Origin of the sequence: Acinetobacter bereziniae LMG 1003 = CIP 70.12 (assembly GCF_000368925.1) — a bacterium.
GTDB lineage: Bacteria > Pseudomonadota > Gammaproteobacteria > Pseudomonadales > Moraxellaceae > Acinetobacter > Acinetobacter bereziniae.
This window is the reverse complement of the sequence record NZ_KB849756.1, coordinates 421073-443104: the sequence shown is the minus strand read 5'-3', so window position 1 is coordinate 443104 and position 22032 is coordinate 421073. Positions and strand designations below refer to the sequence as shown.

Genomic DNA, 22032 nt, shown 5'->3' with positions numbered 1-22032 from the left:
CTTTAACAAACAAAAAAGCTCGCATTTGCGAGCTTTTTTACGATGAATTTTTGAGAAATTATAGATTTGCTGATGCTTTAAGCGCTTCAACTTTATCTGTTTTTTCCCATGTAAATGCAGTGTCTGAACCTTCGCGACCAAAGTGCCCATAAGCAGCAGTTTGCTTATACATTGGCTGAATCAAATCAAGCATACGGGTAATGCCATAAGGGCGTAAATCGAAGTGTTCACGTACCAATTGAATGATCAATTCATCAGATACCTTACCTGTATTGAAGGTATTGATTGAAATTGAAGTTGGTTCAGCCACACCAATTGCATAAGACACTTGGATTTCACACTTATCAGCAAGTCCTGCTGCAACAATATTTTTTGCCACATAACGACCAGCATACGCTGCTGAGCGATCAACTTTTGATGGATCTTTACCAGAGAAAGCACCACCACCATGACGAGCCATACCGCCATAAGTATCAACAATAATTTTACGACCAGTTAAACCACAGTCACCCACTGGACCACCAATCACAAATAAACCTGTTGGGTTAATATGGAATTTGGTTTCAGCATGGAACATTTCAGCAGGGATGATCTTTTTCACGATTTCTTCAATCACTGCTTCTTTTAAATTCGCTTGTGAAATTTCAGGATCATGTTGAGTAGAGAGTACCACTGCATCTAAACGAACAGGCTTGCCATTTTCATAAGCAAACGTAACTTGGCTTTTGGCATCTGGACGTAACCACGGCAATGTACCATTACGACGTAATTCAGCTTGTTTTTCCATTAAGCGGTGTGCATATGAAATAGGTGCTGGCATCAGCACATCTGTTTCACGGCTCGCATAGCCAAACATTAAGCCTTGGTCGCCTGCACCCTGATCTTCAGGTTTTTGACGATCAACACCTTGCGCAATTTCAGGTGATTGTTTACCAATCATGTTGATCACAGCACATGTTGAGCCATCAAAACCAAGATCTGTATGGTGGTAGCCAATACCATTAACCGTGTGACGAACAATCGATTCAAAATCGACATTTGCTGTCGTGGTGATTTCACCCGCAAGAATCACCGCACCAGTTTTTACTAATGTTTCGCAGGCAACCCGTGCATATGGGTCTTCTTTTAAGATTGCATCCAAGATAGCGTCACTGATTTGGTCAGCCATTTTATCTGGATGGCCTTCGCTCACAGATTCCGAAGTAAAAACAGCATACTCGCGCATGAAAGTCCTATCACAGTAATTTATAAAGACGCAATATGTTACATCGACTTCAGCCTGAGGACTAGCATTACCTGATTAAAAATCATGAATAAAATTCATTTTTATGTGTTTTTAATTGATATGTTCATTAGGAAAATTGATAAAGGTGCTTGAATTGTGCACATATTGCCGATTTTTAAAAAACAACAAGTTGTTTTAATTGAGCAATTTATTGGTTATGCGATTAAATTAAACTTTGTTTGGTTCTCTTCATTTTTCATTGTGATCGTGATAAAAACTCAGTTTAAAAATCTACTGTATTGCTTTGAGTTTATATAACGGTTGATGCAAAATCATGACGGTTATCGATCAGTATTAATGTCGTTTCGGCTGTATTTCGTTTATTTTTTAATTAATTTGCAACCAAAAGGGATAAATATAGACTTAAGTCTTTACCCTGATCGTTTTTTTTAAGACAATACATCACAGTTTTTGAATATCTATTCATCTTCCTATATTTTTTATTTATTGGACTCTGATCTATGACAACCCCGTTGAATGAACGTCGTATAGCTAACGCAATTCGTGTATTGGCTATGGATGCTGTGCAAAAAGCCAATTCTGGACATCCAGGTGCACCAATGGGGATGGCAGATATCGCTGATGTCGTATGGCGCGAATTTTTAAATCATAATCCAACAAATCCGCAATGGGCAAACCGCGACCGCTTTGTATTGTCTAATGGTCATGGTTCAATGTTGCAATATGCGCTGTTACATTTAACTGGTTACGATCTTTCTATTGAAGATATTAAACAGTTCCGTCAATTACATTCTAAAACACCAGGTCATCCAGAATTAGGTTATGCACCGGGTATTGAGACAACGACTGGTCCATTGGGTCAGGGTATTGCTAATGCGGTTGGTTTTGCACTGGCTGAAAAAACTTTAGCTGCGCAATTCAATAAAGATGACATTAAAGTTGTAGACCATTTTACTTACTGTTTCTTGGGTGATGGTTGTTTAATGGAAGGTATCTCCCATGAAGCATGTTCACTTGCTGGAACTTTAGGGCTTGGAAAACTGATTGCTTACTATGATGACAACGGTATTTCTATTGATGGTGAAGTAGAAGGCTGGTTCTCAGATGACACTGAAGAGCGTTTTAAAGCTTATGGTTGGCAAGTTCTTCGTGTAGATGGTCATGATGCTGATGCTATTCGCGCTGCAACAGTTGAAGCACGTGAAGAAATTGCAAAACCAACGTTGATTATCTGTAAAACCATTATTGGTTTAGGTTCACCCAACAAGCAGGGTAAAGAAGACTGTCACGGTGCGCCATTAGGTAATGATGAAATCACATTAACCCGTGAAGCATTAGGTTGGAAAGAAGAAGCATTTGTTATTCCTTCTGATATTTATACGGCTTGGGATGCAAAAGCGAAAGGTTCAGCGTCTGAAGCGACTTGGAACGAAACTTTTGCTGCCTATGCTGCAAAATATCCAACTGAAGCAGCTGAATTTAAACGCCGCGTAGAAGGTGATTTACCAGCAGATTTCTTGGCTCAAGCAGATGCATATATTGCTGAAGTCAATGCGAAAGGTGAAACAATTGCAACGCGTAAAGCGAGTCAAAATGCTATTCAAGCGTTTGCGCCTTTACTTCCTGAAATTTTAGGTGGTTCTGCGGATTTGGCAGGTTCAAACTTAACCTTGTGGAAAGGTGCCAAAGGTGTTGAGTCTGATCCAGCAGGTAACTATGTACATTATGGTGTACGTGAGTTCGGTATGACTGCGATTGCCAATGGTGTTGCCTTACATGGCGGTTTCATTCCTTATGTTGCAACATTCTTGATGTTTATGGAATATGCACGAAATGCAGTACGTATGTCTGCTTTGATGAAGCAACGTGTGATTCATGTCTATACACATGACTCAATTGGTTTAGGTGAAGATGGTCCTACACACCAACCTGTAGAGCAAATTGCTTCTCTACGTGGTACTCCAAATTTAAATACTTGGCGCCCATGTGATACGGTTGAAGCTTCGATTTCTTGGAAATCTGCATTAACACGTAAAGAAGGTCCAACAGCATTAATCTTCTCTCGTCAAAATTTACCATTCCAAGCACGTACTCAAACACAAATTGAGAATGTTGCAAAAGGTGGTTATGTATTGGCTGAAGAAAAAGGTGAATTAAAAGCAATCATTATTGCAACAGGTTCAGAAGTTTCATTGGCGATGGAAGCACATGCACAACTTGAAGGTGTACGTGTGGTATCTATGCCATGTGCAGAAGAGTTTGTTAAACAAGATGCTGCGTACCGTGAAGCAGTATTGCCATCAAACATCCGCGCGCGTGTTGCTGTTGAAGCAGGTCATGTGGATTACTGGTGGAAGTTTGTCGGTTTAGATGGCAAAGTTATTGGTATGACAACTTATGGCGAGTCTGCTCCTGCAAAAGACTTGTTCCAATTCTTTGGAATCACCACAGAAGCTGTGGTTGCTGCTGTAAATGAGTTAACTGCTTAATATTCAGCTTTTTAAAGCGATAAGAACGCCCCAAAGTGGGCGTTTTTATTTTGTAGATAGTTTTTTAATGTTGTCGGTAAATTCAGCAAATTTTAGTAGCAGTTTTTAGCAAAAGGTATATAGTTGTGCCATTCATTCTGTATTCATGAAATATGGTGATACATATACCATAAGTGAGGAAAATATGAGCCTTTATGAACAGATTAGTGATGAAATCACTTTGATGGATGCGGGTGAGCAAAAGTGGATTGGGCAGGATTTACCACTTGAATCCATGGTTGCAGTAGAGTTGCTATTACAGGACTTTCAAGAAGACAAAATCATCAAGATTCGACGCAAAAACCATGAAAAGCACTCTGGCTTAAAACAGGTTGATCGTGTCTTGGTTGAAAAGCTTTAAGACTAAAAAGCCCCGAAAGGGGCTTTTGATTGATATAGATGAATATAAATAAACCTAAATTGTACTAGCTCAGATCTAGCTCAGTCTGAATCTGAATATTTGAGGTTAATAGTTTATGAACAGGGCAACTTTCTGCAACTTTGAGTAGGCGTTTGTGTTGTTCTTCAGTGAAATCGCCTTTCAGTTGAATTGTTCGCGTTATAATGTTTTGCCCAGCTTCTGGTTCATCTTCTGGATTTAATGCTAAATCAAGTTGTACATGTTCAATTTTCAAATCTTTATGCTTGGCATACATTTCCAATGTGATGACTGTACATGCACCTAAAGCAGATAAAAGAATTTGGATAGGATTTGGTGCAGTATCTTGTCCTCCCTTATCGTTTGGCTCATCGGCATACCAGATATGTCCTTGAGGGTTGGTTAATGTGACCTGATAAGGGATTTGCGTACTTTGAGCTTGAGCAATGTTTACCATAAAATTATTCATCACATAAAAGACATGTTCTATAAATATAAAATTTTCACTTGATGATCTAGTGAAATTTATTTCATTCTTGATTCCAAGTACTCAAACGAAGTGTGGATTTCTGATCATTTGAAATGCCAATTCCTCATTTTATGTCTATAAAACAAAGCATTGTATAGGTAGATAAGGTTCAAAGTTATGTATCATAAGATAGCAATTTGAATCGTTGCATATATGCAACATATCGTATTATCAATAACAGTGAATTTGTGTTGGAAGCGTATAGAATAATAGTCATTCGATAGCGAGATTAACAATATGAACTTTAAAGCATTAACATTAGGTTTGGCGGTAGCTTCAGTTGCAACTTTTAGTGTTGCAAAACCAGTTGATTATAAAATTGATCCAACGCACACAGCGACAGTTTTTACTTGGAATCACTTTGGTTTTTCAACTCCTTCAGCAAATTTTAGCGACATTCAAGGAACAATTTCTGTTGATAATGCAAAACCTGCTGACTCATCTGTCAACGTGACCATTCCATTAGCAAGCTTAAATACCAATGTAAAAGCTTTGGATGAACATTTAAAAACTCCTGATTTTTTTGATGCTGAAAAATATCCAAACATCACTTTTAAAAGTACCAAAGTACAAGCTTTAGGTAAAAATAAATACAAAATCACAGGTAATCTTACTGTGAAAGATGTGACTAAACCTGTTGTTTTAGATGCAGTTTTAAATAAACAAGGTGTGCATCCAATGACCAAAGCACAATCTATTGGTTTTAATGCAACAACTTCGTTTAATCGTTCAGCATTTGGTGTAGGTGCATATGTGCCAAATGTGGGTGATAAAATCACTGTAAACATTACGACTGAAGCTTCTGTTCCAGCAAGCAAGTAATTATCAAAACTGGCTTACATTGGCAAAAATCAATGTAAGCCTTTTTTTGATTTGTCGATTAAGTGGTCTGATTATTTTCAATAAAACAATATTTAATATTAGCCAAAATACCCTATTAAAAATCAGCATTGTTCTTAACGATTTTGAAGGTTTGGGCTCAATGATTTATACAGCACTTTTTAAGGTCAATTATAAGTACAAGACTTGAAACCATTCCAATGTGGTTTTGATCATTCTATTCATATGAATGAGCTGTAGTTATAGAGCATAAAAAAATTTTTTATTCTAAAGCATCTTATTTCAGGGATGCTCTAAGCAAGATTATTATCGATCAAGTCAGTGGATAATCAATAACGGTTCAAATAACCGAATGAATTATTTTCATTTTTGGCTGAATTTTTATAATTATTCTTTATACAAGAATTAGGCTAATATGGCATGGCGCAATGGACTTGCATATTTATAATATCTCATTACTAAAATAAGATATTGCGCATACCAACTTTAGCAAGTTGGTTTTTTTTCGATGCAACTTTTATATCATCAGCTGTCCTTAATCAATCTCTTTGGGGATTGTTTTTTGTGCAAAGAACTTTTAGCTGAATTGCTACCGAATCAAGAGAATACTTATGATAATTCGCTTGCATTTTGATACTTCACCTGTTTAAGGATTATGCTGTAGCTTTATAAAGCTTATGGTTTATTTTAATCTTTAGAAGGCTTATTCATACAGGAAAAAATAAGGCTAAAGCTTGCTTAGTTAAAGCTTGGGATAAGCTAAAAATTCTTATCGATTATGCGCATTGTTGTTGGTGCTTGGCATCAAATGAAAACAAATTTTAAATGTACTGTTTTTCTTTTTTTTTAGATTTAGATGAATTTATGGATTAGATTGTTACGGCAATATCTATGTTTAAATAAAAAGTGTAATGTTTGATTTTTAGCTTTGTTTTTATTCATTATTTTTTAAATCAATTAAAAGTGATAAGGAAGATTCTCCATGTTGAGTACAGCAAATGGCATTCTAATCATTGCTGCATTATTTGATGCTGCAGCTGCAATCGCACATTTGGCTTGTCTTGCTATCGGTGGTTCAGCCTTTCGATTTTTAGGGGCAGGTGAACGTCTAGCAGGTGAATTTGAAGCGGGTAAAATTCAACCAATTTTGGTGACCATTTTGATTGCGCTCATTCTTTTTTCATGGTCTATTTTTGCACTTTCTGGTGCTGGGGTAGTGGCTCTACTCCCATTCACGAAATGGATATTAATGGCAGTTTCAATTGTATTAATCATCCGTGCTTTGGGGGTTTCCTTATTGAAACCCTATTTTCCTGAAAATTCGATGAAGTTTTGGCTTATTTCATCAGGCATTTGTTTTGTAATGTGAATCGCTCATTTGTATGGCGTAATGTCACTATGGAATCAATTATAAAGCATAGGTGAAAGAGAGTTTTAATTTAACTTTGGTCATACCATGAATCATTAAAATTTGTTTTGATCGAGAAATGGCTTTTCGATTTGACATGTATCGGAAAGGATTATATTTTGTAAATGATTTTAATTATCATTTAAGGCTTTAATCCAATGAACATGAAGTTAAAAATTGCAGTGCTGGCAATGACTATGGGATTCAGTTTCTCAGCAAATGCCGACTTTAAGCAAGCACCTTTACCATATAGTGTTAACGCATTGGAACCTGCAATAGATGCGACGACAATGGAAATTCATTATGGTAAACATCACAAAGCCTATGTTGATAATTTAAATGCGCAAATTAAGAATTATCCTGATCTAGATCAGCTCAGTATAGAAGCGGTTCAAGCACAAATTTCAAAATACAATACAGCAGTGCGTAACAATGGTGGTGGACATTTTAATCATGCATTTTTTTGGGAAAGCTTATCTCCAACAGCATCTTCAGGAAAACCTTCAACGAAATTATTAAAACAAATTAAAAAAGATTTCGGTTCATTTGAAAATTTTCAGACAAAATTTAATGAGGCTGCAACAGGTCGATTTGGTTCAGGGTGGGCTTGGTTGATCGTGCAACCGAATGGCAAATTGGCAGTGAGTTCTACACCCAACCAAGATAATCCTTTGATGGATGTTGCAGAAGTAAAAGGGACACCGTTATTGGGATTGGATGTATGGGAACATGCTTATTATTTAAAATATCAAAATCGTAGAGCAGATTATACTAAAGCATTTTGGACAGTTGTGAATTGGAAAAAAGTCAGTGATCGTTATGCGCAGGCAAACAAATGATCCACAATTAAAACCACTTTCAAGTGGTTTTTTTAAACCTTGACGAAAGGAGGGAAGGCGAGAAATAAAATTATTTTTATTGAATGTATCTATTGAACCTTTAATGAAAAGGGTTGTAGCGATTTTTCCTCAATTCAAGAAATGCTAATAGCGTTGCTACAATCGCTAGAATCCCAACAGATAATATGATGAGATCAGACAAGTAAAGTCCAGCTATGATACCAAGCAAGGCAATAATAAAAGATATGATTAAGATAACTTTGAGTACAATACTGCTCATGAGGCATTCCTCGTTGGATAAGTAGAATAAGGTTTAACTGATAATGATAATCAATAACAATATTTTACATTAATCTTAGGTCTAATGAAATCTAAACGAAAGATGTTAAGTGCATATGAATAAACTCATTAAATCTACTAATTCAATGGATTTACGTGGTATCTCAACTAAAAACAACGCAAAATTTGTAAGTTTATTTGAGCAGTGAATAGTTCTTTTATTTAAGCTTATGTTTTTGCGTAAGAGTTTTTTAAATTCTACACTCGTTAAAAATTATATATTTTCTAGCACTTTTGTTATATTGAAGAAGTATAAAAGCAAAATTCCGTTGAAAATTTCATTTGCTCGTTGAGCTTATCAAAACTGAAATTTTATAGGAATATAAAAAAATAAAGCCATTACAATAAGATATTGTAATGGCAATAAAACATTAGGTATTCATTTAAAGTTTATCCTGGCTGCGCTTTTGAATCTTCTTGCTGAGCACTTCTAAATAACTCCCATTCCTCGACGACTTTGCCATCTGCTAAACGACAGTATCCAACTTCATTGCCACGAGAATCTTTCTTCACGATTGATGTGCCGCCAACTTTATTACAATAAACACTGGCAGGATTTGCCATACCAAGCGATTGTGGTTCTGGTGTCTTCACTTCAGGTGTTGAACAAGCTGAAACTAGCAAGGTTGTGAGCAAAGATGCTCCAATCAGTATTTTTTTCATTGCAAGATGGATATAAGTTATGAAGTATAAATTATAAAACGATCACCTCAACCCAATGTATTTAATATGTTATCTATTACGCATAAATTAGACATTCTATTCGCTAATAGAAGATCAACGATTTTGATATTGATCGATCATAATCATTCATTTGAGGCAAATATTGTTGATCTTAATATTTGCCAAACCTTCAAAGCAAAACTATTGATCAAAGTTTTTGAGATAATGTTCAATAACAAGTGGTGCTTGTAATTCTAATTGTGGGGCATATTTTTCATTATCTGCTCGCAATTGCGGAATATTTAAACCCGCTTGACGAAGTTCACTTGTATGACCAATCAACCACTTTTCCATATACTCCGCTGCAACTTCTAGATGAAATTGTAAGGCGAGAATATTTTGTCCTACTCTGAAAGCTTGATTGGTATAAATCGATGAGCTTGCGAGTAATTCAGCAGTCACAGGTAAGTCAAAACTATCCCCATGCCAGTGTAAAACTTCGTGATTGGCTAGAGGCAATAAAGGATTATTTTTTACCAAACTGAGTCTTAATTTACTCCAACCAATTTCTTTTTGATGTCCTGGATAAACTTTTGCGCCCAAGGCATGCGCAATTAACTGAGCGCCTAAACAAATCCCTATAGTTGGGAGATTTTTAGCGATCCGCTGCTCAAGATATTTAATTTCATCATTTAGGAATGGGTAGTCTTCGGTCTCATAAACCCCAATCGGTCCACCTAAAATAATGGTCAGTCCTTCAAACTCAAGTGCAGGTTTTAAATTATCCACACCCGCTTCAAAGTAGCGAACACGATAGCCGAGTTCATAAAAAGTATCTTCGAGTGTTCCCAGATCTTCAAACGCTAAATGTTGGATGGCATAGATCGTTTTGGGAAGCGTTGTATTAGAGATAGCCATAATTTGACAGTGGATTGAATAAGGTTATTGCTATTTATACCAGTTTATACTTCGTTGAACACGTGGTTTATACTGTAATTTATAACATTGCCTGTATCGCTTTTTTACTCGACTCTAAAATGATCAATTTAATGTTTTCATCAGCGATACTGCGTGCCATTAGAATCGCACCCACCAATTGACATAAAACGCTCCAAGCTTTTTCTTCACTGCCTAAATGTTTCGAAAATAGCGCATGTCCGCGCTGTAATTCTTTTTGATAAAGTTGTTTAATTTCTAGATCTGAACGGGAAATTTCAGTGGCTAAGGCAGGTAAAATACATCCATACTCAGCGTGTTCAACATGTGAAACTGTGAGATATCGATTCAATTCGAACTCTAGCCATTGTTCTGCTTGGTCATAAGGGTTATTTTCCCATTTTTCGATACTGTCTTTCAGTTCATTTTCAACAAGTGCTTTAAATAAATCCTGTTTGGATGAGAAGTGTGAATAGAACGCTCCGCTTGTCACACCTGCAGCTTTCATGAATCCATCTATACCAGTTACGGCAAAGCCATTCTTTTTAGCGAGTTGTCCACTAATTTCAAGAAGTTGCTTTCTTTTTTCTGCTTTATAGCCGGATTGGTATCGCATAGTTTTACATCAATCTTTTCTTGACCTTGTTTTAAAACTATAACATAGTAATCGTTATAATAACGATCGTTATGTAAAAGGGTGATATTATGCAAGCTCATAGTCAAGGACAAAGTAATAAAGTCGCGCTAGTCATTGGTGCTGGAGATGCAACAGGAGGTGCGATTGCCAAGCGCTTTGCCCGGGGCGGTTATATCAGTTGTATGACCCGTCGTAATGCGGAAAAGTTACAACCGCTGATCGATGAGATCGAGGAAGCAGGTGGGCGAGCCTATGGTTTTGCTTCAGATGCACGAAAGGAAGAACAAGTTATTAAATTGATTGAAGATATTGAAAATAATATAGGACAAATCGAGGTGTTGGTTTTTAATATTGGTGCAAATGTGCCTTGTAGTATTCTTGAAGAAACAGCACGTAAATATTTTAAAATTTGGGAAATGGCATGTTTTGCTGCTTTTTTAACTGGACGTGAAGTTGCAAAGCGTATGGTTACACGACAACAGGGAACCATTATATTTACTGGCGCAACAGCAGGTTTGCGTGGCGCTGCATATTTTTCTGCATTTGCTGGGGCAAAGCATGCACTTCGAGCGCTTGCACAAAGTATGGCTCGTGAACTTGGTCCACAAAATATTCATGTGGCGCATGTTGTTGTTGACGGTGCAATTGATACCGATTTTATCAAAAATTCTTTTCCACACATTTATGAAAAGAAAGATCAAGATGGTATTTTAAATCCTGAACACATCGCTGAGAATTATTGGCATATTGCTCAGCAACCACGAGATTCATGGACACATGAATTGGATTTAAGACCTTGGATTGAGAAGTGGTAAGTCACTTTCTAGAAGAAAGTTTGATCAAGGGATTTTTAAAATAATAAGCCGAGTAGGCTAAAGGATGATAGAACATGAAACAGATTGAATTTTACTTTGATCTAGGAAGCCCATACAGCTATCTTGGTTTTTATCAGATTCAAAAAATTGCAAAGCTACATCAAGCACAGATTGTATGGAAACCGATATTACTCGGTGGCGTATTTAAAGCGACAGGGAATAGTAGCCCCATGACTGTGCCTGCCAAAGCACGTTATTCGATGGTTGATATGCAACGGTGGTCAAATCTCTGGGATATTTCAATACAAATGAACCCATATTTTCCAATAAATACGCTGAATTTGATGCGCATAATTACTGCGGTCCAGCTTTATCGCCCTGAATGTTTTTTGACAGTACTGAATGCTTTATTTGATGCGATGTTTGGGCATCCACAAAATTTAAATGATATTGATGTATTAATGAATTTGATTGAATCTCTTGGCTTTAGTGCTGAACAGGTGCAAATATGGCTATCTGATGATCAAGTTAAAATGCAACTGAAGCAAATCACAGAAGAAGCAATCGAATGCGGTGTGTTTGGTGCACCTACATGGTTTGTAGGGAAAGAAATGTTTTGGGGTGTCGATCATCTCCATTTTGTTGAAATGGAATTGAATCAACAATAAGCTTATCATTTGGGCTAAATTAATATTTGATGAATTAACCACTTCAATGAAGAAATTACATTGTTTCGTTTTTTGCTAAAAGTGCTGTAATTAACCACAGCACTTTTTATTGGTAATTGAGTAGGCTTTAAAATATTTTATACAAGTTAGAAGTTCTTTTTTCATATTGAGTAGATCAAACTCAGAACCTGTTGTTCAACTGCTAATGATAAAAATACTGCAATAAACTCAAAATTAACGCCAAACTAAATACAGACAATACCGTTTGCATACTGATGGTTGCAGCCATTAGTTGATAATCACCATTTAATAATTTTGTTAAAATATAAGCAGATGATGCCGTTGGAATCGAAAAGAAGATCATAATGGCAATGACTGCTGAAGCATTAAATGCAAATAATTGCATCATGATAAATGCCAGTAGTGGAATAACCAATAATCTGATTAGGCTAATGATGAACGATTTTTTCAGATAATATTTGAGCGTTGTAAATTGTATTGCTGTTCCAACACATAACAGTCCTAGCATGAGACTACTGCTGGAAAAAGCGCTGAGTAAATTCGCAAACCCTGACCAAATTGGAATATGTAGGACGTTAAATGCGATGCCAAAAATACATGAGCTAATTAATGGATTTTTGATTAAAGATAAAAAGATAGCTTTAATGTTTAACTCATTTTTAGGGCTCAATGAAAGAATGGAAATGACATTAACCGCAGGAATTGCAATTGCCAGAATATTGACCAATATGCTTTTGATTTCAGGATTATCTAAACTTGTCGCAATGGATAAACCCAAATAGGTATTAAAACGAATCAAGCTCTGTATATACACTCCAATTTGTGCCACAGGTGTATGATTCAATTTTGCAAATAAATAGACAGTGACGACGATCAGCGCCATTATTAAAAAAATCATAGCTAAAATACTATGCAGATGTCCCATATTCATATCTGCATTGGCAAGAGAGCTAAATAACAAGGCTGGAAATAAAATATAGTAGTTGAGCTTTTCTGCACCATTCCAGAATTTTTCATCAATTGTGCCAGATTGGAATAGATAAAAACCTAAACCAATTAATGCAATGGATGGAAACAGAATTTGAATCATTTGCAACATGCTGAATGCTCTATACAAAATTAGCCGAACAAGTGATTTAGATATCAGTTTAGGCGCGACGTATGTAACTTTAGATAAAGAATATGACTTATGTCGATTCATGGTAAAATGAGTTTTTACTCATGGATAGAGTAGCCATGACATTTACCCAACTCAGCATCTTTGCCATGCTGGCTGAACAAAAAAGCTTTACAGGGGCAGCACAACGCTTGCAAATCACTCAGTCTGCAATATCACATGCAATTAAAGGTTTGGAGCAAGAGTGGGCTGTAACACTTTTTTATCGCAATCATAATGAAGTTGAGCTGACTGAAGTAGGGATTAGGCTTTTAGTTCATGCCAAAGAAATTCTAAATACATCTAATCTTTTAAAACAAGAAATCTCTGACATACATGGTTTTCATTCAGGAACATTGAGAATTGGATCATTCGGTGCATCTTCTTCTAATGTACTCATTCCCTTAATATTAGAGAAATTTAGTTTGCAGTTTCCAAATATTGAAGTGTTTATCAAAGAGGGAACTGACAAAGATATTTCACAATGGATTCATGATCGTACAATTGATGTGGGTTTTGTGGTATTGCCTGAAGAACGTTTTGATACTTTTCCAGTAATTGAAGATATTTTTATTGCCCTCATTCCCAAGTCAAATCCATTGGCTCAACACAGTGCAGTGAGATTAAATGAACTGGTTGAATATCCTTTTTTAATGACCTCTGCGGGGAGTCAGAATCACGTGACTGAGATGTTTAGAAAAGCAAATTTAAGTCCAAAGATTAAAAGCTATTTTTCTCAAATTTTAACCATTATTAATATGGTGAATAATAATGCTGGTGTATCAATTGTTGCAGATATGGCGCTAAATAAGGATTTGATGACTCTTTTTCCAAATGTACAAAAGATGCCGTTGTCTCCAAATGTTAAGCGATCTATAGGTTTGGCTGTAAAAAATAAAAAGCAAATCAGTCCAATTGCGCAAGCGTTTATTGATATTGCTCAGACGGTTTAACAGGTTTTTGAAACTAAAAATCTCTTTGGATGTTTTTGCAAAAAATAGGTAGAAAGATGATGGCTCAATTGTTCTATAAATTATTAGAACAACCAAAAAAAGCATTTATATTTTGCCTGATTATTGCCAATCTTTGTTTATGGGCAATTGGTTTTATCAAAGGTTTTGAGGTTTTATGGGTACTTGGCTTTCTTTTTTTTACTGCTTTTTCTGCATTTTTTATGTCTTTGGTATTGGCTGATACCGTAGAAAAAAAGTTTAGCTATAAAATATACTTTCAATTATTTTTTTATGGATTATTTTTTATTTTATATTTGGCATTGAACAAATATAAAACACTTGGTGAGCAGAACTTCTATACGCAACGTATTTTCATGTTTCTGGTTGTATTTTTAACCATGTTATTGATGTTGAATTTAAGAGCAACGTTAGGCTATAGCTTTGAAAGCATAAAATTATTGTGGCGTAAATATAGATAAAGCAATGAATAGCATTATCGTAGCGTTACTGTTTTATAAGCAAAAAAGTGTGTGTTAATAAGAGTTTATGGATTTTGATCTATGCATTTAGAAGATTTACAAAAACAAATTTGTGAGAAATATAATTCAGAATATATCCCGCTTGATGATATGGAGATGGTGGCTTTTGCAATGCAAAGTTTAGGTCAACAACCAATTTATGCAGTACGTATGGTTCTTGAAAAAGAGGAAAATGTATCTTGGTTTATTCATTGTGGTGAATATTCTTCAGCGTCTGATTTTTATCAAGCGATGCATGTATCTCATTTGCATCAATACTTACCTGAAATTTTACCTTATTTGGCGCTTGAACCAGGTTTTCAGGTGATTATTGATAAACATGGTTATGAAGATGTTTGGTTAAATCCTATAGCTCAATAAGCTGAGTTCGATAAAAATTTTTGATGAAAGATGATACAGCCAAACCGCCTGATTATTCATACAAGTGATTTGGATGATTCATTTATTTTGTACTTTTGAATCATAGATGGTTTTGCTATCGTGAGGCGACATGGATGTCGCCATGTTGAGCGGGGGTATGAGGATGTACCCCTCGCTCAACGAAAGATTTTTGTCACTTTTCATCTCTGAAAAGTGAGGCATCGTCTACGCAAAACAATTTAAACTTTAGAAGTAAAGCATGGCAGTGTAAGCTTTAGATCATCAAACAATCTATTGATCGCTTTCATTTTATTGATCAAGAGAAATGAAACGCTATTGATGGTTGCGCTTGCGGAGCTCCGCTCCTTATCCTAAAATTGGATGAAAACGCAGCAAGACTCCATGGAGATTTATTATTTTTTCAATGAGTTAGAGATTTAATTACATCGAACTCAGGTTAAATAAAATAATAACTGTTTAAGCTAAAATGATGATTAAACCTGTATAAATATTTAAATCATGTAATTAAAAAAGCGAACCGTAGTTCGCTTTTCTATGAATCAAAACCAAGCTAAGAACTTAGAAGAAACCCATTGCTTTGGTTGAGTAGCTCACCAATAAATTTTTGGTTTGTTGATAATGATCTAACATCATCTTGTGATTTTCACGACCAATACCTGATTTTTTATAACCACCAAATGCAGCATGGGCAGGATAGATATGGTAGCAGTTGGTCCATACACGACCCGCTTCAATTGCACGACCTGCACGGTAAGATGTATGCGCTGAACGTGACCATACACCTGCACCTAAGCCATACATGGTATCGTTGGCAATTTTGATTGCATCATCATAATCTTTAAAGGTTGTAACCGACAATACAGGTCCAAAAATTTCTTCTTGGAAAATTTTCATGCTGTTGTCGCCTTTAAAAATCGTTGGCTCAATATAGAAACCTTGTCCAACTTCTTGGCGATCTCCACCACCTGTAAGCAGTTGTGCACCTTCAGCACGACCTGTTGCAATACAACCCAGAATTTTATTTTGTTGTTCTTCAGAAGCTTGTGCACCAATCATGGTGTCTGTATCTAAAGGATGACCTGTCTTGATACGTTTTACACGTTCGACTGCCAATTCCAAGAATTTATCAGCGATACTTTCTTGAACCAATGCGCGAGATGGACAAGTACACACTTCACCTTGGTTCAATGCAAACATTGCAAAACCTTCAAGTGCCTTGTCTAAATAGTCATCATCTTTATCCATCACATCTTCAAAGAAGATGTTTGGAGACTTACCGCCGAGTTCAAGCGTAACAGGAATAATATTTTCGGTTGCATATTGCATAATCATTTGTCCAACAGCAGTTGAACCTGTAAATGCAATTTTAGCAATGCGTGGATTGGTAGCCAGTGGACGACCTACTTCAACACCGTAACCATTGACAATATTGAGTACACCTGGCGGTAAAATATCTTGAATCAGTTCAGCAAGCACCAAAATACTCGATGGTGTTTGTTCAGCAGGTTTTAAAACAATACAGTTACCTGCTGCAAGTGCAGGTGCAAGCTTCCATGCAGCCATGAGAATTGGGAAATTCCATGGGATAATCTGACCCACTACACCCAAAGGCTCGTGGAAATGATAGGCAATCGTATCTTCATCAATCTCAGATATGCCACCTTCTTGAGCACGTAAACAACCTGCAAAATAACGGAAGTGGTCAATCGCCAAAGGAATATCCGCGGCAAGTGTTTCACGAATTGGTTTACCGTTTTCCCAGGTTTCAGCAACTGCCAATAACTCTAAATTTTCTTCTAAACGATCTGCGATTTTTAACAGTAAATTAGAACGTGTTGTTGAAGATGCTTTGTTCCAAGAGGCTTTCGCTTTATGTGCTGCATCTAAGGCAAGTTCGATGTCCTCAGCGGAAGAACGTGGAATTTTAGTAAAAGCTTTACCATCTACGGGTGAGATATTGTCAAAGTATTGACCTTTGACGGGTGCTACCCATTTGCCATCAATGAAGTTTTCATATTGAGCTTTAAACTGAACCTTTGAACCAGGTTGGTTTGGATCGACATAACGCATAAGAGTATCCCTTTACTTATTTTCATGATCATTCATGATTTGCTGGATATTGCATGTATGAACAGTGATTGTTTACATGATAGCTTGAGCATAGAGAGTCAAAGGTAGGAGAAAGGTTGGATGAAAATCTAAAGAAATTTGCGCTATGATTTAATTTTTGAAAGTGTTTTCTTGTTTGTTGAAAAGCAGCTAAATATTGATAAAAAAGATTTTATTCTAACGCTTTGGTATTAGTTGTGTTGACCAAGGTGAATGTAAAGATGATAGTGTGCTAGAGTGATTTATAAGCAGTTCCGTTGGATAAAAATAACAGAAGGGAATCGGATATTTTTGGACAAATTACAGAGGAATGTAGCGTATGTTAAGCCAACAAGAGTTAGCACATAAACGAAGTTTAATCGAACAGTTACGTCAAAGCAGTAGTTTGTCTTTAAAACATGCTGATCAACTTGGACAGAGTATTTTAAGTTCATGGCAGCGCTCTAATTCAGCTGCAATTCCTAAAGATCGTGAAGCTGCACCTTTAATGAGTGTCAAGCAAGAACGTAAAACTGTATTAGAAAGAGCGATTGAACATTGCAGTGATGAGTTGACGCATATTGCGGAACAATCTGCAATGGTCGCTGCTGTGGGTGATATAGGTAGTACCATCATTTGGTCGGCTGCTAGTGGTCAAATGCGTAATGCAGCAGAACGCGTGCATTTTATTGCAGGGGGACAATGGCGAGAGGATTTGGTTGGAACCAATGCCTTGGCACTTTCATTGAAAACCCAGCAATCGAGTTGCGTGTTTTCTAACGAACACTTTATGTCTTCTGTACATGATTGGGTATGTTATGCATCACCGATTATAGATCCATATTCCAAACAAGTTTTGGGTGTCATTGATCTTTCGACTACATGGAACTATCACAACAGTTTGGGTTTATTGGCTGCTGAACGTTGTGCTTCAATTATCCAATCTGCATTACTTGAATTTCAACAACAACATTTATTTATTCGTGCCTTCGCTGTTCCGCAAGTTTTATTCAATGGCAAAATTGTGGTCTTGACGCCACGTCAAATCGAGATTTTGACTATACTTGCATTATGCCCCCAAGGTATGAATTTGGAAAATTTACATCAAGCTTTATATGGCGAGCGTAAAGTCAGTGTGGGTACTTTAAAAGCTGAAATGTCTCAATTGAGAGATATTTTAGGGGGCATGTTAGGGTCACGACCTTATCGTTTGTTGGCTCATGTTGAAGCTGACTTTTTACAAGCTGAAAATGCATTGGATGCAGGATATATCGAATCTGCATTAAAATTATGCAAAGGCGTTTTTTTAGCTAAAACAGAAAGTCCGTTTTTATCTGCTTGGCGAGATTGTTTGGAATCACGATTGAGTGAAGCAATTTTTAAAGCCAATGAAACAGATGTATTACTGAAACATTTGGCGCATTTCCCCGAGGCAATCGATGCGGTGGAGCGCTTGATTGAGTTAACACCAGTAGGGCACCCAGCCCATCAGATGCTCATGAAATATAAAGATGAGCATTGATTGGCAAGTTCTGAGTGCATCATCAAACAAAAGGTGATGAACTCATTCAGCTTAACTCTGTTTTTGCGTAAGCCATGCAAACAGTTGCTGGTAGACTTCAGCTCTGACTGGCGGTGCAGATAAAACTAAATCATGTAAACCATTCTGTATGGTCATCACATTAACATCACCTTGGATTTTGTTGGCATATTTGATGATGTCTTTCACTTCTAAAATGACATCTGTAGACTGTGCATCCTGATTAAATTTTTTAGGATACGTGGTTTTATGTGAATGCATAATTAAACTCGGTATATTGAGGCGTACACCATGATGAATTTCTTTTTGCGCTTCAAAAATTGCATGGACAAAGCTTAAATACACTTTCGGATAAGTTTTCTTTTTCCACTCTAAACTAAAGTTCCATTCGCCTTGCAAATCTTGATGCAAACTGGTGACATACCATTTATTTAATTCACTTGGGAATTTTAAATTGGGTAAACGTTTACCCAATGCACTGAGTCTTGGAAGTGCCAGTTTCTTTTTCCAAGAGGGCATATTGAAGTCATAAAATGGGCTGTTACACCATAAAGCATGAAGGAGTGGGTGTTGTGGGTTGTGGGCAGCATATAAGGTTGCAATCAAGCCACCTGTCGAATGTCCTGCCAAAACAATCTCTGTATGACCTTCTTGCCCAATTATTTCTAATGCTTGAGCTATTTCTGCATCATATTCGTTCAGATTTAACACATAGTAATATTTTTGATGAGGGAGATGAGAACGTCCATATTTTCTTAAATCAAGCGCATAAAAGTCATAACCATGCTGGTTGAATTGCTCTGCCATCTCAGTTTGAAAGAAATAGTCAATAAACCCATGAATATACAGTACGGCTTTCTGTGTAGATTGAGCTGCTTGCTTGCGAACTAGAGTTGCGGTGACTTTACCATCATAATCATCAGGAAAATTTAAAGTCAGTTGTTCATAACCTGCACCAAGAATATCTGCTTGGTATTGTGGAATTTGAGTGGTCATGGTGAATTCCTGTATATTTATTTAATTAGAGCCTGTTAACACTTCATAGATGCTTAGATGAAATGTCAACAGACTTTTATAAAATCCCAAAATTACAAATAGTCTTTTACAAGATGATAAGAGACATCATATAGTTTTTGAGCAAGTTGCATATTTTTCGCTTTTGCTGAACGAAAAGCAGGCGTTTGCAAACTCGCATATTCACCATTACGTTTTGACCATGATGGATCAAATGCAATTTTTTTGATTAATTCAGCAGGCTTTGAGGGTGGAATGAGTCCAAGCTTGATGATGGCATATTGCCATTTTGGCAGTTCGCGATAAATTTCTGAATCTACTCCACCTGGATGTAGTGCATTGCTGGTGACATTGGTTCCTTGTAGTTGTTGGGCAAGAATATTGCTGAATAATAAATTAGCAAGTTTACTGTTTGCATAACTCAATACACCATTATATTTTTTAATTTGATCCGCTTTAAAAATTTCTGGTTTGATATTGCCTAATACGTGCATCATAGATGCTAAATTGATAATGCGCCCTTGTTCTGACTTTTGGACAAGCGGAAGCAGTTTAAGTGTCCATAAGAATGGACCGAGAAAATTCACACCAATCTGCTTTTCAAAACCGTCTTCTGTTGCTTCGAGTTTCGGTGTCATCATACCTGCATTATTCACCAATACATCTATTTTAGGATATTTAGAAATAATTTCATTTGCTGTCGCATTGATTTGCTCCAGACTATTCAGATCAAGGGTAATATGATCGACTTGACCTGTGCCAAAAGATTGTAAGTATTGTTGAGCTGCTTGAGCTTTTTCAGGATTACGGCAGGCAAGAATAACGTGATGACCTTCTTTGACAAATGTTTCTGCAGTTGCGAGCCCAATCCCTGTATTTGCACCAGTGATGATGATGGTTTTGATTGTTGTTGTCATTGCTGAAATAATCCGCTTATGTTTTAAGCATCATAGACAGGGTTGTTGATCTTTTCAATGTTTATGACAATCAGTATTGTCACATTTAGGTTAAAATTAAAAAAGGACATAAAAAAAGGAATATTGTCGAAACAATATTCCAGAACACAACATGGGCTAACAAAAAAAGCTGTTAGCTAAAGTAGTAAAGTGAAATACAAATGAATTACATTGCAGATTCGAAGATCGCAATCACTTGAGCATCAGTTGCTTTACGTGGATTTGTTAACATACAGGCATCTTTTTGAGCATTTGATGTCATCACAGCATGATCTTCAGCTTTAACTCCCAGTTCTGCTAAACCAGATGGAATACCAATGGATGCTGATAATTCACGGATTGCATCAATTGCAGCAAAAGCAGCTTCAGTGGTGGTTAATCCGTCTGTATTCACACCCATTAACTGTGCAATTTTTGCATAACGATCAGGGCAGGCGATTAAGTTAAATTCACATACGTGTGGCAATAAAATCGCATTACATACGCCGTGCGGAAGATTATAAAAACCGCCAAGTTGATGCGCCATTGCATGTACATAACCGAGAGAGGCATTGTTGAAAGCCATACCCGCTAAATATTGTGCATATGCCATTGCATCACGCGCTTCGATATTTTCACCATTCGCCACCGCTGGACGCAACCATTCACTGATCATTGAAATTGCTTTTTCTGCACAGGCATCTGTAATTGGGTTTGCAGCAGTAGATACATAAGCCTCTACAGCGTGGGTCAGTGCATCCATACCAGTTGCAGCTGTTAAAGCGGCAGGTTTTGCAATCATCAGTTTAGGGTCATCAATTGCAACAAGTGGGGTACAACGCCAGTCGACAATTGCCATTTTAACATGGGTATCTGTGTTGGTAATAATACAGAAACGAGTCATTTCAGAAGCTGTCCCTGCTGTTGTATTAATTGCAACAAGCGGAGTCATTGGTACTTTACTTTGATCAATCCCTTCATAATCACGGATATGACCACCACCAGCTGTAACTAGACCAATCCCTTTTGCACAATCGTGAGATGAACCACCACCCAGTGAAACGATAAAGTCACAACCGTTTTCATTATACTCATTCACACCATTGTGAACGTTAATATCTGTAGGATTTGGTTCTGCGCCTGGGAATACGTGACTTTCTACACCTGCTTCCTTGAGATATCCAACAATAATGTCAGCAACGCCAAATTTGAATAAACCTGCATCAGTAACGATGAGCGCTTTCTTCGCCCCTAAATTTTGAGCTTTTGTACCGACTTCTTTGGCACAGCCAGGTCCAAAAAGTGATACACAAGGGATATAAAAACCGTTTGTTTGGTCTGCAATATTTTTAAAAGCCATGGTGCGATTCCTTCTACCATTGTTATTTCATGTTTCCAATAGGTGTTGTTCACCTTGAGATTGAGTATCAATATTGCAGACCAGATTGCATACCTACTAAAAACCTACCAAACACCCAGCTATCTTTTTTCTAAATAAAATGATGATTTATATGGTTTAAAAAAAGATATAAAGTTTTTCTTTATAATCTTACAGACCAAAATTAGCGAGTTTGAATT

At 36.7% G+C, this 22032-nt stretch carries 22 protein-coding genes; 11 read left to right on the top strand and 11 right to left on the bottom strand.

Going from position 1 to position 22032, the window contains the following annotated elements; all coding sequences use genetic code 11:
• Window positions 1-58: 58 nt before the first annotated feature.
• Window positions 59-1225 (bottom strand): methionine adenosyltransferase, encoded by a 1167-nt coding sequence (gene metK / locus F938_RS12175; protein WP_004824311.1) that lies wholly within the window; start codon window positions 1223-1225, stop codon window positions 59-61.
• 521 nt (window positions 1226-1746) lie between these two features.
• Between metK and tkt the strand changes: the two genes are divergently transcribed.
• Together tkt and F938_RS12165 are read left to right on the top strand one after the other, a co-directional pair.
• On the top strand, window positions 1747-3735 hold the full coding sequence (tkt, locus tag F938_RS12170) for a transketolase (RefSeq protein ID WP_004824310.1): 1989 nt from the start codon (window positions 1747-1749) through the stop codon (window positions 3733-3735).
• A 184-nt stretch (window positions 3736-3919) separates the two neighbouring features.
• The gene (locus F938_RS12165) at window positions 3920-4135 is read left to right on the top strand and encodes a hypothetical protein (protein ID WP_004824308.1); all 216 of its coding nucleotides are present in this window, start codon (window positions 3920-3922) and stop codon (window positions 4133-4135) included.
• Window positions 4136-4199: 64 nt separating this feature from the next.
• Here the strand turns inward: F938_RS12165 and F938_RS12160 are convergent, their stop codons facing one another.
• Complete coding sequence (locus F938_RS12160; RefSeq protein WP_010591070.1) at window positions 4200-4610, bottom strand: OsmC family protein; 411 nt, start codon at window positions 4608-4610, stop codon at window positions 4200-4202.
• Between the two features lie 309 nt (window positions 4611-4919).
• Here F938_RS12160 and F938_RS12155 point away from each other — a divergent pair, with 309 nt between their 5' ends.
• The 3 genes from F938_RS12155 to F938_RS12145 all read left to right on the top strand — a co-directional run bounded on the left by F938_RS12155 (window position 4920) and on the right by F938_RS12145 (window position 7769).
• Window positions 4920-5504, top strand: a complete 585-nt coding sequence (locus F938_RS12155; RefSeq protein WP_004824302.1) for a YceI family protein — start codon at window positions 4920-4922, stop codon at window positions 5502-5504.
• A gap of 1000 nt (window positions 5505-6504) precedes the next feature.
• The gene (locus F938_RS12150; RefSeq protein WP_005032129.1) at window positions 6505-6891 is read left to right on the top strand and encodes a hypothetical protein; all 387 of its coding nucleotides are present in this window, start codon (window positions 6505-6507) and stop codon (window positions 6889-6891) included.
• A 197-nt stretch (window positions 6892-7088) separates the two neighbouring features.
• Window positions 7089-7769, top strand: coding sequence for a superoxide dismutase (locus F938_RS12145; protein ID WP_005032127.1), 681 nt, complete (start codon window positions 7089-7091; stop codon window positions 7767-7769).
• 100 nt (window positions 7770-7869) lie between these two features.
• Here F938_RS12145 and F938_RS12140 read toward each other — a convergent pair whose 3' ends face one another.
• The 4 genes from F938_RS12140 to F938_RS12125 all read right to left on the bottom strand — a co-directional run bounded on the left by F938_RS12140 (window position 7870) and on the right by F938_RS12125 (window position 10323).
• Window positions 7870-8049, bottom strand: coding sequence for a hypothetical protein (locus tag F938_RS12140; protein ID WP_005032123.1), 180 nt, complete (start codon window positions 8047-8049; stop codon window positions 7870-7872).
• Window positions 8050-8498: 449 nt separating this feature from the next.
• Window positions 8499-8744: a putative hemolysin gene (locus tag F938_RS12135; RefSeq protein WP_010591069.1), complete on the bottom strand. Its 246-nt coding sequence runs from the start codon at window positions 8742-8744 to the stop codon at window positions 8499-8501.
• A gap of 228 nt (window positions 8745-8972) precedes the next feature.
• Window positions 8973-9689 carry a glutamine amidotransferase gene (locus F938_RS12130; RefSeq protein ID WP_005032119.1) on the bottom strand — a complete coding sequence of 239 codons (717 nt, stop codon included), beginning with the start codon at window positions 9687-9689 and terminating at the stop codon, window positions 8973-8975.
• A gap of 79 nt (window positions 9690-9768) precedes the next feature.
• Window positions 9769-10323: a TetR/AcrR family transcriptional regulator gene (locus F938_RS12125; RefSeq protein ID WP_005032115.1), complete on the bottom strand. Its 555-nt coding sequence runs from the start codon at window positions 10321-10323 to the stop codon at window positions 9769-9771.
• Window positions 10324-10412: 89 nt separating this feature from the next.
• Here F938_RS12125 and F938_RS12120 point away from each other — a divergent pair, with 89 nt between their 5' ends.
• Together F938_RS12120 and F938_RS12115 are read left to right on the top strand one after the other, a co-directional pair.
• A complete protein-coding gene (locus F938_RS12120) occupies window positions 10413-11159 on the top strand; it encodes an SDR family oxidoreductase (RefSeq protein WP_005032113.1) in 747 nt (248 codons plus the stop codon).
• Between the two features lie 74 nt (window positions 11160-11233).
• Entirely contained in the window at window positions 11234-11827 is a 594-nt protein-coding gene (locus F938_RS12115) for a 2-hydroxychromene-2-carboxylate isomerase (RefSeq protein ID WP_005032111.1), read from the top strand.
• A 202-nt stretch (window positions 11828-12029) separates the two neighbouring features.
• Here F938_RS12115 and F938_RS12110 read toward each other — a convergent pair whose 3' ends face one another.
• Window positions 12030-12947: an AEC family transporter gene (locus F938_RS12110; protein WP_005032109.1), complete on the bottom strand. Its 918-nt coding sequence runs from the start codon at window positions 12945-12947 to the stop codon at window positions 12030-12032.
• Window positions 12948-13084: 137 nt separating this feature from the next.
• On the opposite strand from F938_RS12110, the gene F938_RS12105 reads away from it, so the two are divergent.
• The 3 genes from F938_RS12105 to F938_RS12095 all read left to right on the top strand — a co-directional run bounded on the left by F938_RS12105 (window position 13085) and on the right by F938_RS12095 (window position 14856).
• A complete protein-coding gene (locus F938_RS12105; RefSeq protein WP_010591068.1) occupies window positions 13085-13957 on the top strand; it encodes a LysR family transcriptional regulator in 873 nt (290 codons plus the stop codon).
• A 29-nt stretch (window positions 13958-13986) separates the two neighbouring features.
• Window positions 13987-14436: a hypothetical protein gene (locus F938_RS12100; protein ID WP_228129514.1), complete on the top strand. Its 450-nt coding sequence runs from the start codon at window positions 13987-13989 to the stop codon at window positions 14434-14436.
• A gap of 81 nt (window positions 14437-14517) precedes the next feature.
• Window positions 14518-14856, top strand: coding sequence for an immunity protein Imm33 domain-containing protein (locus F938_RS12095; protein WP_005032102.1), 339 nt, complete (start codon window positions 14518-14520; stop codon window positions 14854-14856).
• Window positions 14857-15435: 579 nt separating this feature from the next.
• On the opposite strand, the gene exaC is transcribed toward F938_RS12095, so the two are convergent.
• Window positions 15436-16947 (bottom strand): acetaldehyde dehydrogenase ExaC, encoded by a 1512-nt coding sequence (gene exaC / locus F938_RS12090; protein WP_005032100.1) that lies wholly within the window; start codon window positions 16945-16947, stop codon window positions 15436-15438.
• Window positions 16948-17305: 358 nt separating this feature from the next.
• Between exaC and F938_RS12085 the strand changes: the two genes are divergently transcribed.
• On the top strand, window positions 17306-18487 hold the full coding sequence (locus tag F938_RS12085) for a sigma-54-dependent transcriptional regulator family protein (RefSeq protein ID WP_005032098.1): 1182 nt from the start codon (window positions 17306-17308) through the stop codon (window positions 18485-18487).
• 51 nt (window positions 18488-18538) lie between these two features.
• Here F938_RS12085 and F938_RS12080 read toward each other — a convergent pair whose 3' ends face one another.
• The 3 genes from F938_RS12080 to mdh all read right to left on the bottom strand — a co-directional run bounded on the left by F938_RS12080 (window position 18539) and on the right by mdh (window position 21814).
• On the bottom strand, window positions 18539-19501 hold the full coding sequence (locus F938_RS12080) for an alpha/beta hydrolase (RefSeq protein WP_005032096.1): 963 nt from the start codon (window positions 19499-19501) through the stop codon (window positions 18539-18541).
• Window positions 19502-19593: 92 nt separating this feature from the next.
• Window positions 19594-20436: an SDR family NAD(P)-dependent oxidoreductase gene (locus tag F938_RS12075; protein ID WP_004824278.1), complete on the bottom strand. Its 843-nt coding sequence runs from the start codon at window positions 20434-20436 to the stop codon at window positions 19594-19596.
• 205 nt (window positions 20437-20641) lie between these two features.
• Window positions 20642-21814, bottom strand: a complete 1173-nt coding sequence (mdh, locus tag F938_RS12070) for an iron-dependent methanol dehydrogenase (protein ID WP_005032094.1) — start codon at window positions 21812-21814, stop codon at window positions 20642-20644.
• Window positions 21815-22032: the final 218 nt, after the last annotated feature.